A 15,343-nucleotide genomic window follows, 5' to 3' on the forward strand; every position below is an offset into this window, starting at 1 on the left:
GCGGTTGCGCAGCGAATCAGGCCCCGCGAAAGCGGGGCTTTTTCATTGGCCCGTCCGACGGGATGGCGATTCATCTGTATTGCAGATCAATTGATCTGAATTTTCAATTTCACGGATCGAAGGCCGCTGCCTACAGTCGGCCTCGATGAACGCTCATGCACCGCCACCCCTGCTGATCGGCTGCGCGGCCGGTTTTTCCGGCGACCGCACCGATGCCGCGGGGCCGGTGGTCGACACGCTGATCGCGCGGCTGCGGGCAGGTCCTGCGCAGCAGCGCGCCTTCCTGATCTTCGAAACGCTGGCCGAGCGCACGCTCGCGCTTGCGCAACTGCGCCGGCGCGACGATCCCGAAGCCGGTTACGAGCCGCTGCTCGACGCCATGCTGCGGCCCGTGCTGGCGCGCTGCCTTGCGCACGGCATCCGCATCGTGAGCAACTTCGGCGCGGCCAATCCGCGCGCCGCGGCCCGGCACATCGCCCGCATGGCGCGCGAACTCGGCGCCGACGCACCGCGCATCGCGGTGGTGGAGGGCGACGATCTTTCGGGCCCCGCGCAGCGTACGCTGCTGCACGACGCGCTCGGCGCGCAGCTCGACGGGCTGCGCATCGTCAGTGCCAACGCCTACATCGGCGCCGAGCCGATCGCCGCCGCGCTCGACGCCGGCGCGCAGATCGTGGTGTGCGGCCGCGTGGCCGATCCATCGCTCGCGGTGGGGCCCGCCATGTCGTACTTCGGCTGGCGCGCCGACGACTGGGACCGGCTCGGCCGCGCCACCATGGCGGGGCATCTGCTGGAATGCGGCGCGCAGGTCTGCGGCGGCTACTTCGCCGACCCGGGCTTCAAGGACGTGCCGGACCTCGAGCGCGTGGGCTTTCCGATCGCCGAGATCGATGCCGACGGCCACTGCACCATCGGCAAGGCCGATGGCACCGGCGGCCTCGTGAGCGAGGCTACCGTGAAGGAGCAGCTGCTCTACGAAGTGCACGACCCGAGCGCCTATCTCACGCCCGACGTGATGGCCGACATTGCCGACGCCGAGGTGGCGCCGCTGCCACTCGGCCGCGTGGCGCTCTCGGGCGTGCGCGGGCATGCGCGACCGAGCCACTACAAGGTAAATGTCTGCCACGAAGGCGGCTGGCTCGCCGAGGGCGAAATCTCCTATGCCGGCCCGCGCGCAGAAGCCCGCGCCCGTCTCGCGGCCGAGGTGCTGCGCGCGCGCCTGGGCGGGCTCACGCTGCGCGTCGACCTGATCGGTGCGCTCAGCATCCTTGGCGACGATGCCGGACGCATGCTCGCCGACACACCTGATGCCGGGCTGCGCGACGTGCGCCTGCGCGTGGCGGCGGCGCATGCCGAGCGTGCACAGGCCGAGCGGCTCGCGCGCGAGGTGATGGCGCTCTACACCTGCGGGCCCGCGGGCGGCGGCGGCGTGCGCACCGCGCTCACGCCGCGCCTCAATACCCTGTCGTGCCTGGTGCCGCGGGACGCGGTGCCGGTGCGCTTCGAACTGCTCGGCGCGAAGGAGCTCGGATGAACACCAACGCCAATGCCGACACCGGCACCATCGACGTGCCGCTCTACCGCGCCGCGCATGGCCGCACCGGCGACAAGGGCGACCGCTCCAACATCAGCGTGATCGCCTGGCATCCGGCGCTCTATCCCGTGCTGGCCGAGCAGCTCACGCCCGAGCGCGTGGCGGCGCAGTTCAGGCATCGCGCGCCGGCGCGTGTGCAGCGCTTTCTCCTGCCTCGGCTGCATGCCATGAACTTCGTGCTCGACGCGGTGCTCGACGGCGGCGTCAACGACGCGCTGAACCTCGATGCGCACGGCAAGGCACTTGCGTTCCTGCTGCTCGACATGCCCGTGCGGATGCCGCGCGCGCTCGAGCCGTTGCTTGCCGGGCCTTAGCGGCCGACCCCTTTTGCTTTCCGATTTTTCAACGACCCATCCATCCGGAGACAACACCCAATGAAAAGACGTTCCCTGACCCTCTCTGCGGCCGCACTCGCGCTCGCACCGCTGCTCGCCCACGCGCAACAGGCCTTCCCCGAGAAACCGATCACCTTCGTCGTGCCCTTTGCGGCCGGCACCGCCACCGACCAGATCGCGCGTGCGCTGGGCAACAGCATCACGGCCGAAACCAAGCAGGCGGTCGTGATCGACAACAAGGCTGGCGCGAGCGGTTTCATCGCGTCGCAGCAAGTCGCCAAGGCGCCGGCCGACGGCTACACGGTGCTGATCACCACGAACACGACGCATGCCGCCAACGAGCACCTGTTCAAGAAACTGCCCTACGACCCGGTGAAGGATTTCGCGCCCGTGTCGGGGCTCGGCAAGGGTGGCCAGATCATGGTGGTGGGCCCCACGTTCCCGGCCAAGAGCGTGGCCGAGTTCATCGCGCTCGCCAAGAAGGAGCCCGGCAAGTACAGCTTCGGCAGCGGCAGTTCGTCGAGCCGGATGGCCGGCGAACTGCTCCAGCAAATGGCCGACATCCAGCTGCTGCACGTGCCTTACAAGAGCAACACGCTCGCCGTCACGGACCTGCTCGGCGGGCAGATCCACATGATGATCACCGACGCGGCCACGGGCCTGCCGCAGGTCAAGGCCGGCAAGCTGCGCGCGCTCGGCGTGTCGAGCGCGGCGCGCTCGCCGCTCGCGCCCGACGTACCCACCATTGCCGAAGCCGGCGTGAAGGGCTACGAGATGGGCTACTGGTTCGCGGCCTATACGCCCGCCAACACGCCGCCGGCCGTCGTCAAGCGGTTGAACGAACTGCTCGTGAAGGCCGTCCGGAGCGAGTCGGCAAAGACGGCGTTCTACGGTCCCACCGGCACCGAGGTGTTCACCACCTCGCCCGAAGAACTCGCAAAGTTCCAGGCCAGCGAATCGCAGAAGTGGGGCCGCATCGTGAAGGCTGCGGGCATCACCGCCGAATGAGCCCCTGTTCGGCGAGATGCACGCCGAACCCCGAACGGCCCGGCGCAATGTCGGGCCGCAGCGTGAGCGCGGGAATCTCGTAGTCGCCATGGTTCTGGCGGCGGAACGGGATCGGCGCGGCGCTGAAGAGGGTGTCGAGCCGCTCGCCCAATTCCGCCTTGATGCGCGCGTAAGCGGCATCGTCGACCTTGCCGGTGCGGTGCACCACATAGGGCGGCAGCACCTCGAAGCCGGGGTAGTAGAGGATGCCGTGCTGGATCGGAAACAGCAGGTCGTCCATGGGCCCGTTGATGCCGCGCGGACCGTAGTGCGAAGCCCATCCGCCGGTCGTGACGACCAGCATCGCGCGCTTGCCGGCCAAGGTGCCTTCGCCGAATCGGTCGCCCCAGTGCGTTTCGGAATGCTCGCCTACGCCGTAGGCAAAGCCATAGGCGTAGATGCGCTCGACCCAGCCCTTGAGGATGGCCGGCATCGAATACCACCAGAGCGGGAACTGCAGGATCACCGCGTCGGCCCAAAGCAGCTTCTGTTGCTCGGCAGCGATGTCGTCGGCCTGCGTGCCCGACGCGAAGGCGTGCAATGAATCGCGTTCGGGGCTGAAGGGTTCGGCCGGCCCGCGCGCGGGGAAATCGTCGGCATCGAGCGCAGGCTTCCAGCGCATGGCGTAGAGATCGGACACTTGCACCGAGTGGCCGGTGTCGCGAAGGCGTTCGCGCATGAAGCGGTGTAGCGAGCCGTTGAGCGAGGTGGATTCGGGGTGGGCGAGGACTAGGAGGATGTTCATCTGTTCGAGAGGGCCAGGTGTTGATGCCCTCAGGTTAGGCATGCGGGCGGTATATTGGAAATGAATAGTTCAAATCCAAGGAATTGCCGTGAACAATTTCAGTCGGCTCGATCTCAACCTGCTGGTCACGCTCGACACGCTGCTCGCCGAGCGCAGCGTGACGCGTGCAGCCGAGCGCCTGAACCTTTCGCAGCCCTCGGTGAGCGTGCAGCTCGCCAGGCTGCGCGAGGCGTTTGGCGACCCGCTGCTGGTGCCCGCGCAGCGCGGCATGCGGCCCACCGCGCGTGCCGACGAGTTGCGCGCTCCGCTGCGTGAAGCCCTCGAGGCACTGGGCCGCGCGGTGGCGCCGAGCCGGCCTTTCGATCCGGCCGACGCTACCACCACATGGCGCCTGGCCGCGGCCGACTATGCCGAAACGGCCATCCTGCTGCCCATGCTCGCGGGCCTGCGCGCGGCTGCGCCGCACACCCGCCTGGCGGTGGTGGAGGCCGTGCCGTCACGCATGGCGCGGCAGCTGGAGCAGGGCGAGATCGACCTGTTCTTCCACACCAGCGTGGGCGCACCGCCGGGGCTGCACCGGCGCAAGCTGTTCGACGAACGCTATGTGCTGGCCGGCCGTGCCGGTCATCCACGGCTCAAGCGCAGGCCCACGCTCGCGCAGTTCTGCGCGCTCGAGCATGTGGTGGTGTCGCCCGGCGGCGGCGGCTTTTTGGGGCCCACCGACGAGGCGCTGGCGCGGCAGGGCCTGACGCGGCACGTGGTGCTGTCGGTGCCGCACTTCCTCTTCATGATGTCGGTGCTGGCGAGCACAGACCTGGTCGCCATGCTGCCCGAGCGGCTCGCGCGCGGCGCACCCGGCCTGCGCGTGGTCGAGGCGCCTCTGGAGGTGCCGGGCTACGAGATGGCGATGCTCTGGCACGAGCGACGCCATCGCGACCCGGGGCACCGGTGGCTGCGCGAATGGATTGCCGCGCGCCTGCCGTGAATGGACCGCAGGCTACGGGAACAGCGCGGCAATGGCGTCGACGAAGGACGCGGTGTCGGCGCCCACATGCGTGGTCGAGTAGGTGGTTTCCGAGAGCCTGAGCTCCGGGTAGCCGCGCGATTGCAGCCGGCTGTGCATCTCGTCGACGTTGTCGAAATTGCATTCGTCCGGGTTGTCGCAGCGGGTGAGGAGGAGCGTGACAGGCAGCGGGTTATTGCCCCGGGCGTCGCGCATCTGCTGCTCGAGCGCATTGTTCTCTGCGGGCTGCGAGTTGAAAGACGCCTCAAATGCCAGAAAGTGCGAGAAGGTCAGCTTGCCGCTCGCACCCTCAAGCAGAAGTGCAACGGCGGCCATGCTGCCACTGAGCGAGAAGCCGGTGAGCATGCGCCGGGCTGGGTTAGCACGGAACTTCGCTTCGACGAGCGGCACGAGTTCCTGCGTGAGGAAGTCGTGGTACGCGCGCGCGCCGGGCAGCATGTAGTCTTGCTCGCGGCGCGCCGTGCCGCCGATGCCGACCAGGATGGCCTGCGTGCCCCGCGACTCCAGCGTGTTCTTGAAGTTCTCGAAACGCGTACCGGGTGGATTGAAGATGCCGTCCCCGTCCATGGCGTAGATGACGGGGTACGCGGCCGAACTGCCGTCGTACGACGCGGGCAGGTAGATCTCGACCGGGTATTCCGCGCCGGTGAACGCCGAGGTGATGCGCTCCGATACGACCCGGCTTGCCGGCTCGGGCTCGGGCGGTGGTGGCTCGGGCTCGGCGGGCGGAGGCTCGGCAGGGGGCGGCTCCGGCGCGGGCGGCACGGGGTCGGGTGGCGGGGGCTCGGGCTGGGCCGGCTCGGGTGATGCGGGTGGCGCCGCCGGCGGGAGCAATCCGACAGCTGCCAGGCTGCCCGCTCCGCCGCCACCACCACCACCGCCGCCGCAGGCGACGAGGAACATCATGAGCAGGAGCGCCCAGGTTGAAGCGGACAAGAATCGTCGCACCGGTCGTCCAGTCTGCATGAAGGCTCCGAGTTGGCTTGGGTCGCGCCAGGGTCGGCGGCGCGCGCCGAGGATGCCATGCCGGCTCTGCAGAGCGTGCGAAAACAGGGTAGTTGGCGGTTGCAATAGTCGTATCAACCGCACCGGCCTCAGATCAGCGGCACGCTCGTCTCCTTCAACACGCGCAGCACGAAGTGCGACTTGCTGTGTCGGATGCCGGGGATCTTGTAGAGCTTCTCGCGCAGCAGCCGCTCGTAGTCGCGCGTGTCGCGCACGGCGATGCGGATGTAGTAGTCGTAGTCGCCCGAGACAAGGTAGGCCTCCTGGATCTCGGGAATGGTCGCGAGCATGCGGCCGAAGTCGTAGAGCGTCTCGTCTGTGTGGCTCTCGAGCGTGACCTGCACGATAACCGAGTCGTGGTAGCCGAGCTTGGCGGGATCGATGTCGACGGTGTAGCGCTTGATGACGCCCTGGGCCTCGAGCTTCTTGATGCGCGTCCAGCAACTGGTGGGTGATAGGCCGACCTCGTTGCCGATGTCCTGCAGGGTCTTGCGCGAGTCGAGCAGCAGCACACGCAGGATGGCAAGATCGGTCTTGTCGAAAGATCCTTCGTCTGTGTCCTTGTTTTTTCGATTGATCTTCATAAAACCTGCCGCATCAGCCAAAAGAAAGAAGCACATTTTGCACGGAAGTCGGAAGAATCGACGGCATGAGACTTATCGACCTGGATCTTTCTTCTCCCTCTTCCTCTTCATTGACGCCGCGCATGTGCAACGGCGCCGAGGCGCTGCTAGACACGCTGGTCGCCTGCGGCGTCGACACGCTCTTCGGCTATCCCGGCGGCGCGGCGCTGCCGCTGTACGACGCGCTGCACGGCGAACCGCGGTTGCGCCATGTGCTGGTGCGGCATGAGCAGGCGGCCGTGCATGCGGCCGAAGGCTATGCGCGCAGCACGGGGCGCGTGGGCGTGGTGCTCGTCACCTCGGGGCCGGGTGTCGCCAACACCATCAGCGGACTGCTCGACGCGATCAGCGACTCGGTGCCGCTGCTCTGCATCAGCGGCCAGGTGGCCACCGCGGTGATCGGCACGCAGGCGTTCCAGGAGAGCGACGCGCTCGGCATGTCGCGCCCCGTGACCAAGTGGAACCAACAGGCACGCACGGCCGACGAGGTGCCCGCGCTGGTGCGGCGGGCACTCGAGATCGCGGCCTCGGGCCGGCCGGGGCCCGTGCTGCTCGACATGCCGAAAGACGTCCAGCTCGCGCGCCTGGGCCACGGCGCGGGGCCAAGCGGAGTTCGCGCTTTGCGGGCGCTGCGCACGGGCAGGGCGGCGCTGCCGCCCAAGCCGATGCTGCAGCGCGCGGCCGACCTGATCTCGACCGCGCGCCGGCCGATCATCTACGGCGGCGGCGGGCTGATCAATTCGGGGCCCGCAGCGTGCGAGGCCTTTGCGCAGCTGGTGCATCGCCTGCATGCGCCTTGCACGCTCACGCTCATGGGGCTCGGTGCGTTTCCTGCGTCGGACCCAAAGTTCGTGGGCATGCTGGGCATGCACGGCACGCTCGAGGCCAATCTTGCGATGCACGAGGCCGACCTCGTGGTGTGCGTGGGGGCGCGCTTCGACGACCGCGTGACCGGGAAGCTCGACGAGTTCTGCCCGCATGCGCGCAAGATCCATATCGACGTCGATCCCGGCAGCATCAACAAAGTGGTGCGCGTCGACGTGCCGATGGTCGGCGACTGTGGCGCCGTGGTGGATGCGCTGCTCGCGCTGCTGCCCGAGCAAGGCTTTGCGCCTGAACGGCTCGCCCCCTGGTGGCAGCGCATCGACGGCTGGCGCGCGGAAAACTGCCTGGGCTTTGTGCCGCGCAGCGATGCGATCCTGCCGCAGCAGCTCATGGCGTCGCTGCAGCGGGCCATTGGCGACCGGGATGCGATCGTGTCGACCGACGTGGGACAGCACCAGATGTGGGCCGCGCAGTACCTGCGTTTCGAGCGGCCGCGGCGCTGGCTCACGTCGGGCGGTGCGGGCACCATGGGCTATGGCCTGCCTGCCGCAATCGGCGCCCAGATCGCCCACCCTGGCGCGCTCGCGGTCTGCGTGAGCGGCGACGCCTCGGTGCTCATGAACATCCAGGAACTGTCGACCGCCGTGCAGCACCGCACGCCCGTGAAGCTGGTGCTGTGCAACAACGGCTACATGGGCATGGTGCGGCAGTGGCAGGAGCTCAACCACGGCAACCGGCTGAGCCACAGCTGGAACGAGGCGCTGCCCGACTTCGTCGCGCTGGCGCGTGCCTTCGGATGGGGCGCACGCCGCGTCTCGGACCCTGCCGAACTCGAGGACGCGCTCGCCGAATGCCTGGCGAGCGAAGGGCCCTTCTTCCTCGACGTGCAGGTGGCGGCGCAGGAGAACTGCTTTCCGATGATGCCGGCCGGGCAGGGGCACCATCGGGTGCTGCTGGCGAAGGAGCGGTGGTACGACAAGGAAGAAGCCACATCTCAAGCGCCGAAATACTAAATTAAGTTCTGACAATGATCATTGTTAACAAATTACCATAGAGTTATTAACTCGATAAAGAATTATCGAAAATGACCTGAATTTCGCTGCGTCAAAAAATCTCGGCTTAGGACACTGAAAATGCAAAGGTAATCGCCAAAGGCTGTTCCCGGTTCTCGCAAGAGTTGGGCAGCGGGCGAAAAGAAGCATGTTGTGACCGTGCCGGGAGACAGCAGATCAAATACGTTCAACGCCCGTTCAGGCTCGAATTCTGCGTCCTTCTGGTGGCGTGGCTGCTTGCTGCGCCGGTGGTTTCCCACGCGAAGCCGGCTGACGTTCTCCTCATCTACTCCCAGAATCGGCTCCTGCCCGCCAACATTCAGGCCGACAGGGGCCTGACTGCGTCACCGAGCGGTCCACTCCAGGGGGTGGGGCTTCGGTTCTTCACGGAATTTCTGGACCATCCGGCCTTTTCGGGCGACGCTCATGAGCAGCGCACGGCCGCCTACCTGCGCAACAAGTACGCGGACCGGCCGCCGAAGGTAATTCTGGTCGGCGGCGACATCGCACTCGCTTTCGTGCTCCAGTTTCGAGAGGAGATGTTCCCCGACGTGCCCATCATGCACATGGGCGTCGACCAACGCTTTCTCGACGAGATTCCGAACCTGCCCCCGGACGTCGACGGTGTTCACGTGATGCACGACATCGCTGGCACGGTGGCGCTGGCGCTGCAGTTCCACCCCAAGGCGAAACGCCTGGTCGTTGTCACCAGCATGGCGGACAGGGGCAGAGAACATCGCGACGCCGTCGCGGATGCAGTGGCTTCGAGCAATGTGTCGATCGACGTGGCGTACTGGACCGGATTGCCCACCAGCGAACTGCTGGCGCGGCTGGCCGCGTTGCCGCCCGACAGCATTGTCTACACCCCCGGCTACTACCGCGATGGTGCGGGAGACGGGTTCACGCCGGTCGAGTCCGTCGAGCTCATGGCGTCGGTCAGTGCCGCGCCGATCTACTCGATCTTCTCCACGCACATCGGCGTGGGTGCGGTCGGTGGCCGAATGGTCACCTTCGACGAGATTGGCCGTGCTGCGCGGCGACTGCTCGACGATTTCGTGGCCGGAACAGAAACCGATCCGGAAGTCATGCGCCAGATGGTGACGCTTCGTCCGCAACTCGACTGGCGGCAACTGCGCAAGTGGAACGTGGCGCCCGAATTGGTGCCGGACGATGCGGTCATCCATTTTCGGGAACCCTCGTTCATGGAACTCTACCGGGCGCACGCGGTGGCAGGAGGGCTGGTCTTTCTCGCGCAGGCGCTTCTGATCAGCGCGCTCCTGGTCGAACGCCGGCGACGCCAGCGCACGGCGCGCGCGCTGACCGAAAGCCAGCACCACCTCAGCGCAGCGACCAAGGCCGCCCGGCTGGGCACGTTCAACTGGAACCTCAGCGTTCCCAAAAGCGGTAACGGGACCGCGCCGCGCAAGCACGCCAGCTCGCACGGGGGCTTGATCCAGCATGTGGAGGATTTCGTCGAGCGCGTGCACCCCAGCGATCGTGAACGGCTGGCCGCAGCCATCGAGCGCGTCGTCGACCGGCAGGAGGAACTGGACATCGAACTGCGGCTGGTCGAGCAGGAGGGCGCCGCCTCGTGGATCGAGGTGCGCGGCCAAGTCTCGGATGGTTGCCACATCACGGGCGTCACCATGGACATCACCGAGCGCAAGGAGGCCGAGGCCCAGTCCGCCCAGGATCGCGCGATGATGATGCACCTGTCGCGCATCTCCACGGTCGGGCAACTCTCGATCGGCATCGCGCATCAGCTGAACCAGCCGCTCGCCGCCATCCGCTTCAATACCGACACGGCGCGAAAGATCCTCAAGCGGCTTGACGTCGGAACCGGCGAGCTCAAGGAGATCCTCGAAGACATCAACGAAGAGAACAAGCGGGCGGCCGACATCATCCGGAATGTCTCCGCCCTCTATCGCCGTGCGCCGGTGGAGGCAGAGGGTTTCGAGATCAACGAACTGGTTCTCGAAACCGTGCAACTGCTGAGGGAAGAAGCCATCTGGCGCCACGTCACCGTTCGCGTCGAGCCCGCGCCCGGTCTGCCGCCGGTGAGAGGCAGCCGGGTGCAGATCCAGCAGGTGCTTCTCAATCTGATGCTGAACGGCATGCAGGCGATGTCGGAAACACCGAATGAGAGCCGGGTGCTGATCCTGCAGACCGCGCCGGACGACAGATGGGTGACCGTCACGATCGCCGACCATGGCAAAGGCATCGCACAGGAAGAGCTCGAGCACATCTTTGATCCATTCTGGACCACAAAGGAAAACGGCATCGGTGTCGGCCTGCCCATCAGCCGCGCGATCCTCGAGGCCCACCACGGCGCCATCGCTGCAGCCAGCCCCTCGGAAGGTGGCGCCGCATTCACGATTTCATTGCCCGTTTCCGGACCTGCTTAGCCACGCAAGCACACCACAGCTGCACACATCCGATCGGAGGACTCCATGGCAATCGTATTTGTTGTTGATGACGACGCGAGCATTCGCCGGGCCCTGGGCCGGATGCTTCAGGAAGAAGGATTCGAAGTGCGTACTTGCGAATCGGGCGAGGCATTTCTTGCCGAACTGCCCGACGCTGCGGCCAGTGCCTGCGTGATTCTGGATGTCTCGATGCCGGGGCTTAGCGGGCTCGATCTTCAGGAGCATCTGGCGAGCAAGGGCCTGACGCTGCCGATCGTATTTCTCACGGGGCATGGCGACATTCCGATGTCGGTGCGGGCCATGAAGAGAGGCGCGGCGGATTTCCTGACCAAGCCAGTGGCGACCGAGGTTCTGATTCAGGCGGTGCGCAGCGCGCTGCACCAGCAAGAGGGCAGTCGCCGTCGGGATGCAGAACTGATCGAGCTACAGAAGCGTTTCGAAATGCTGAGCACCCGTGAACGCGAGGTGCTCGAAGCGCTGTCCGACGGAAAGCTCAACAAGCAGATCGCGGAAGCACTCGAGATTGTCGAGCAGACCGTCAAGTACCACCGGGCCCGCATCATGGAGCGAATGGGCGCGCGCACCGCAGCGGAACTCATGCATATGGTCGCGCGACTGCGGATCAAACCAATGAAAAGCATTGCAACCGGTACCATCGCAGATGAGGGCGGCATGTCGTGAAAAAGTTCTAAGTAGTTATACGAAAGACTAGCTTCATTTACCGACGGTTACGGGCACAGTTGACCGGTGTTCGGAGCGCATTCGTTGCGCTCTGTTCCGGGTCTTTGCCGCACGCATTTATTCTAGAAATGCGCGCAGTTTCCGATCTTCGGGAAGCAACGTCGGTTTGGGAATTACGAGAAGGGCTGAAATGCAACATCGCCGCATTGCTGAAATTTGGACTGGCGTTGCAGGTGCTGCGCGACCTGCGCGCCCGATTCTGTCGAAATTCCGGCGCGGCTTTCGCCGCTGGTCTTTCGGCCTCGCGTGGCTTGCCTTGGGCGCTGTCGGCCATGCCACGGCCCAACCTGCGGAAGCGTCGAAGCCCGAGCACAAAGCGGCCGCCATCGAGGTCGTGCTTGTGCAGTCCAAGGTCGTCGAGGGTCTCGACGGCAAGGAGCAACTGGTTGCGGCCGACGCCGTGCGTCCCGGGGACGTTCTCGAATACCGCGCGTCCTATACCAACAAGTTGGGCAAGCCCGTCAAGGGGTTGGTCGCCAACCTGCCGATCCCCGAAGGGCTCGAATATCAAGCCACCAGCGCCAAGCCAGGCGGCGCGCTGGTGAAGGTGGCCACCAAGAACGGACAGTTCGCGCCCGAGCCGCTGCAGCGAACCGTGAATGGCAAGGTTCAACCAATTCCCTACAACGAATACCGGACCTTGCGCTGGTCACTGGGCCAACTGCCCGCCAGCGGATCGACGGAAGTGAGTGCCCGAGCGCGAGTGGAAACAGTTTCACCGCCCCCTCACTGACGAGCCCGAGGCGCATGCGTGGGATCAGCTGATCCCCTCGCAGCGCGACCGGATGGGCCTCAGCGCCCTTGAGAGCGCGTCCGCGCTCAGCTGACCAACCGCTTCCTTTTTCATTCCGGACGTTCCTGCCCGCGGGGACGCCGCGCCTTTGCCATCGCAACTCCAAGGAGAAATCCAGTGACCTCATTCTTGCCAGCTCGCCGCGGCGGCCTCGTGCCACGCGCGTCCTGGGCAGGTGCTGCAGCGCTGACCCTGAGCTTCCTGTTCGGAAGCTCGGCTGTACACGCTGCACCGCCGCCCGCCAACACCGTCATCGGCAACCAGGCCTCGGCCAGTTACCTCGATCCGAATGGCGCGAGCCAACTCGCCACGTCGAACCTCGTACAGACCACCGTGCAGCAGGTCGGCTCGTTCACGTTGGACGGCAAGAGCACCGACACCACCGACGTGGTCAACACCAAGACCGGCGCCGCCGGCGCCACGGTGTATGCGCCTCACGTGCTGACCAACACCGGCAACGGCGCGGACACGTTCACCATCCGCGTGAACGATGCGCCGGCCACCTTCTCGAAGGTCCAGATCTTCCCCGATGCGAACGCCGACGGCCTACCCGACGGCACGACTGCGCTGTGCACCGTCGCGACGCCGAACGGCAGCGCCGACTGTAGCTTCACGACACCGTCGGTCGCGGGTGGCAATGCGACGTTCCCGTTCGTGGTGGCCTATTCGATCCCAAGTACCGCGACCACCACCGGCGCGTGGGCTACGTCACAGACTGCGACCGTCAAGGCCGTTCCGACCACCACAACCCTGTATGAGGCGACCAATCAGTCGGCATCCGACGTTGACCAGGTGAACCTCACGACCAAGGCCGCGTTCAACGCCACCAAAAGCCTGAGCGTGCCTGCAGTCAGCTGGGTCGACGGCGGCCCCTGGCCAACGGCATCGACCAGCGGGCAGGCCTCGCTCGCGGGTTGCGTGGCCACGGTCGCTGGCGCAGATGCTCCGGCGGCAGGTTGTACGTACACCACGTACACGCTGCGCTTCAACAACACGGGTGGCGCAGCCGGCAAGTTCCTCATGACCGATACCCTGCCGAGCGGCTTTACCTACGTGCCGGGCTCCGCCGTCTGGAGCAGCGCCCCCGGTACCGCGCTCGGGGACGCCGCGGGCGACGCCGACGATCCGGCCGGTATTGAGTTCGAGGGGTCGGCCGATACGCTGACCATTTGGGTGGACTCCGTTCCGGTGAATGCCACCCAGACAGTGAGCTTCGTCGTGCGGGTGGACAGCGATGCGGCCATTGGCACTTCGACCACGACCAACACGGCGAAATACAGCCCGGTCGATGCAACGATGGGGGCTTTCGACCCTCCTCCTGAGGCCTCGGCCTCGACCAACCCTGCCGCATTCAATGTGCTGGGCACCTACGGCATCGTCCTCGGTTCGGCCAGCCCTACCGCGAGCACGACCACGTCGCTGGACACCGGCGCGGGCAATCCGAACACCTCGGTGAACGACACGACGACCATCGCCAGCGCCACCGCGGGCAGCACGATCAAGTTCACGCAGAAGGCTTTCAACGCCGGCAATGCCTCGGACATCGTGAACCTGGCGGCGGCTATCGGCAGCTTCCCTTCCGGCACGACATTCAAACTGTTTGCAGCTGACGGCGTGACGCCGCTGATCGACAACAACGCCGACGGCGTGGTCGACACCGGTCCGATCGCCGCGGGTGGAAGCACCACCTTCGTGCTAGCCGCCACGCTGCCGTCGCCGGCTACGCTGCCCACCGGGCCGTTCAGCGCGATCGTCACGGGTACATCCGTGGGCGACAGCAGCAAGAAGGAATCGACGCGCGACACGCTCACTGCGATGGTGGGCACGCTGATCGACCTGACCAACACCACCACCGGTAACGGCACGGCAGGCAACACCGGCAACGGCGACGTGGGCACGGGCCCGAGCCCGAACCCGACCAGCACGCTGTCGACGCCCGCGGGCACCGGCGCGCTGTTCAACCTGTTCGTGCGCAACAACGACTCGGTCGCCAACACCTACAGCCTGGCAGCAAGCCAGACCAATAGCTTCCCGGGCAGCCTGCCCGCGGGCTGGACGGTCAAGTTCGTCGCGTCGGGTGGCACCTGCGCCTCGGCCGCCATCACCACGGTGAGTGCGGCAGCGGGTGCGCAGACGCCGTTCCATGCCTGCGTGACGCCGCCGGCATCGCAGGTTCCGGTCACCGCACAGCGCGTGTACTTCCAGCTGCGCTCCACGATCACGACCTCCAGCGGCGTGATCGCCACCGACACCAAGACCGATGCGGTCACGGTGACGGCGGCCAACACCTTCTCGGCCACGCTGACGCCGAACAACAACGGCCAGGTCGCGCCGGGCGGCTCGGTCGTCTATGCCCATACGCTGACCAACACGGGCGGCCAGAGCTGCGCGGGTCCGTACACCGTCTCGGCCTCGCTGGCGGATACCGCGGGCTGGACGATCTCGTTGTACAACGACGTGAACGGCGACGGCCAGCTCGACGCGGGCGATACGCTGATCACCGGGTCAATTCCTGGCCCGCTGGCCACGGGCAGCACCCACAAGCTGCTGCTCAAGGTCTTCGCACCGGGCGGTGCGACCCCTGGCGCCACGAATACGGCGACTGTGACGGTGACCTTCCCTTCGGGAACGGGGTCCTGCGGCACGCCGTCGGCCACGGACGTGACCACCGTCATCACGGGGCAGATCCGCCTGGTCAAGACGCAGGCGCTGGACATCAACTGCGATGGTACCGAAGCGCCCACGTCGTCGGCGCCGCTGACGGCCAAGCCCGGCCAATGCCTGGTGTACCGCGTGGTCGCGACCAATGAAGGTGCCTCGCCAGTAACGAACCTGTCGATCAACGATGCCGTGCCCGCCTACACCGGTCTCACGGGAGCGACCCAACCGGCGACGAAGTGCACCTCCACGGGTGTCACGGCCGCGTTCACCAACGCGAACTTCAACGTGACGCCCTCCACGGTGAGTTGTGGCACTGCAAGCAACACCGTCAACCCGAGCGGGACGGCCACCATGACCTTCTCGGTCAGGGTCAACAACTAGCGTTGCCTCGCGTGCGGTGCCGGCGGGCTCTTGTCCCGCCGGTGTCGTGCCGCTCCGGCAGCGCTCCGCTTTGTGAAGTCGAAAGCCCAAA

General features: G+C 66.2%; 12 protein-coding genes. 9 read left to right on the forward strand and 3 right to left on the reverse strand.

The window, feature by feature from the left end; translation table 11 throughout:
• The first annotated feature begins 145 nt into the window (after positions 1-145).
• Genes AC3A6R_RS02560 through AC3A6R_RS02570 form a run of 3 tightly spaced genes read left to right on the forward strand, consistent with a single transcriptional unit; the run spans position 146 to position 2,937 of the window.
• The gene (locus AC3A6R_RS02560; protein ID WP_487863687.1) at positions 146-1,534 is read left to right on the forward strand and encodes an acyclic terpene utilization AtuA family protein; all 1,389 of its coding nucleotides are present in this window, start codon (positions 146-148) and stop codon (positions 1,532-1,534) included.
• Entirely contained in the window at positions 1,531-1,908 is a 378-nt protein-coding gene (locus tag AC3A6R_RS02565; protein ID WP_487863688.1) for an AtuA-related protein, read from the forward strand. Before AC3A6R_RS02560 ends, AC3A6R_RS02565 begins: the two co-directional genes overlap by 4 nt.
• A 60-nt stretch (positions 1,909-1,968) precedes the next feature.
• The gene (locus AC3A6R_RS02570) at positions 1,969-2,937 is read left to right on the forward strand and encodes a Bug family tripartite tricarboxylate transporter substrate binding protein (RefSeq protein ID WP_487858748.1); all 969 of its coding nucleotides are present in this window, start codon (positions 1,969-1,971) and stop codon (positions 2,935-2,937) included.
• Here AC3A6R_RS02570 and AC3A6R_RS02575 read toward each other — a convergent pair.
• The gene (locus tag AC3A6R_RS02575; RefSeq protein WP_487863689.1) at positions 2,924-3,721 is read right to left on the reverse strand and encodes an NAD(P)H-dependent oxidoreductase; all 798 of its coding nucleotides are present in this window, start codon (positions 3,719-3,721) and stop codon (positions 2,924-2,926) included. The two genes, AC3A6R_RS02570 and AC3A6R_RS02575, sit on opposite strands and share 14 nt — an antisense overlap.
• A gap of 88 nt (positions 3,722-3,809) precedes the next feature.
• Between AC3A6R_RS02575 and AC3A6R_RS02580 the strand changes: the two genes are divergently transcribed.
• Positions 3,810-4,706: a LysR family transcriptional regulator gene (locus AC3A6R_RS02580; RefSeq protein WP_487858750.1), complete on the forward strand. Its 897-nt coding sequence runs from the start codon at positions 3,810-3,812 to the stop codon at positions 4,704-4,706.
• A gap of 12 nt (positions 4,707-4,718) precedes the next feature.
• Here AC3A6R_RS02580 and AC3A6R_RS02585 read toward each other — a convergent pair whose 3' ends face one another.
• Positions 4,719-5,651, reverse strand: coding sequence for an alpha/beta hydrolase (locus tag AC3A6R_RS02585; RefSeq protein ID WP_487863690.1), 933 nt, complete (start codon positions 5,649-5,651; stop codon positions 4,719-4,721).
• 188 nt (positions 5,652-5,839) lie between these two features.
• Positions 5,840-6,334, reverse strand: coding sequence for an Lrp/AsnC family transcriptional regulator (locus tag AC3A6R_RS02590; protein WP_487858752.1), 495 nt, complete (start codon positions 6,332-6,334; stop codon positions 5,840-5,842).
• A gap of 65 nt (positions 6,335-6,399) precedes the next feature.
• On the opposite strand from AC3A6R_RS02590, the gene ilvB reads away from it, so the two are divergent.
• From ilvB to AC3A6R_RS02615, 5 genes are all read left to right on the forward strand, one after another.
• Entirely contained in the window at positions 6,400-8,211 is a 1,812-nt protein-coding gene (gene ilvB, locus AC3A6R_RS02595; RefSeq protein ID WP_487863691.1) for a biosynthetic-type acetolactate synthase large subunit, read from the forward strand.
• A gap of 263 nt (positions 8,212-8,474) precedes the next feature.
• On the forward strand, positions 8,475-10,655 hold the full coding sequence (locus tag AC3A6R_RS02600; protein WP_487863692.1) for a sensor histidine kinase: 2,181 nt from the start codon (positions 8,475-8,477) through the stop codon (positions 10,653-10,655).
• Between the two features lie 45 nt (positions 10,656-10,700).
• Positions 10,701-11,357: a response regulator transcription factor gene (locus AC3A6R_RS02605; RefSeq protein WP_487863693.1), complete on the forward strand. Its 657-nt coding sequence runs from the start codon at positions 10,701-10,703 to the stop codon at positions 11,355-11,357.
• A gap of 190 nt (positions 11,358-11,547) precedes the next feature.
• Positions 11,548-12,150 carry a hypothetical protein gene (locus AC3A6R_RS02610; RefSeq protein WP_487863694.1) on the forward strand — a complete coding sequence of 201 codons (603 nt, stop codon included), beginning with the start codon at positions 11,548-11,550 and terminating at the stop codon, positions 12,148-12,150.
• Between the two features lie 177 nt (positions 12,151-12,327).
• Complete coding sequence (locus AC3A6R_RS02615; RefSeq protein ID WP_487863695.1) at positions 12,328-15,252, forward strand: hypothetical protein; 2,925 nt, start codon at positions 12,328-12,330, stop codon at positions 15,250-15,252.
• The last annotated feature ends 91 nt before the right edge of the window (positions 15,253-15,343 follow it).

Source organism: Variovorax sp. Soil_C_19, assembly GCF_057657255.1.

Bases quoted from the DNA above. Each gene is read 5' to 3' on its own strand.
- AC3A6R_RS02565 (WP_487863688.1), top strand. From the start codon at position 1,531: ATGAACACCAACGCCAATGCCGACACCGGCACCATCGACGTGCCGCTC.
- AC3A6R_RS02560 (WP_487863687.1), top strand. From the start codon at position 146: ATGAACGCTCATGCACCGCCACCCCTGCTGATCGGCTGCGCGGCCGGT.
- AC3A6R_RS02570 (WP_487858748.1), top strand. From the start codon at position 1,969: ATGAAAAGACGTTCCCTGACCCTCTCTGCGGCCGCACTCGCGCTCGCA.
- AC3A6R_RS02610 (WP_487863694.1), top strand. From the start codon at position 11,548: ATGCAACATCGCCGCATTGCTGAAATTTGGACTGGCGTTGCAGGTGCT.
- AC3A6R_RS02590 (WP_487858752.1), bottom strand. From the start codon at position 6,334: ATGAAGATCAATCGAAAAAACAAGGACACAGACGAAGGATCTTTCGAC.
- AC3A6R_RS02575 (WP_487863689.1), bottom strand. From the start codon at position 3,721: ATGAACATCCTCCTAGTCCTCGCCCACCCCGAATCCACCTCGCTCAAC.
- ilvB (WP_487863691.1), top strand. From the start codon at position 6,400: ATGAGACTTATCGACCTGGATCTTTCTTCTCCCTCTTCCTCTTCATTG.
- AC3A6R_RS02605 (WP_487863693.1), top strand. From the start codon at position 10,701: ATGGCAATCGTATTTGTTGTTGATGACGACGCGAGCATTCGCCGGGCC.
- AC3A6R_RS02585 (WP_487863690.1), bottom strand. From the start codon at position 5,651: ATGATGTTCCTCGTCGCCTGCGGCGGCGGTGGTGGTGGTGGCGGCGGA.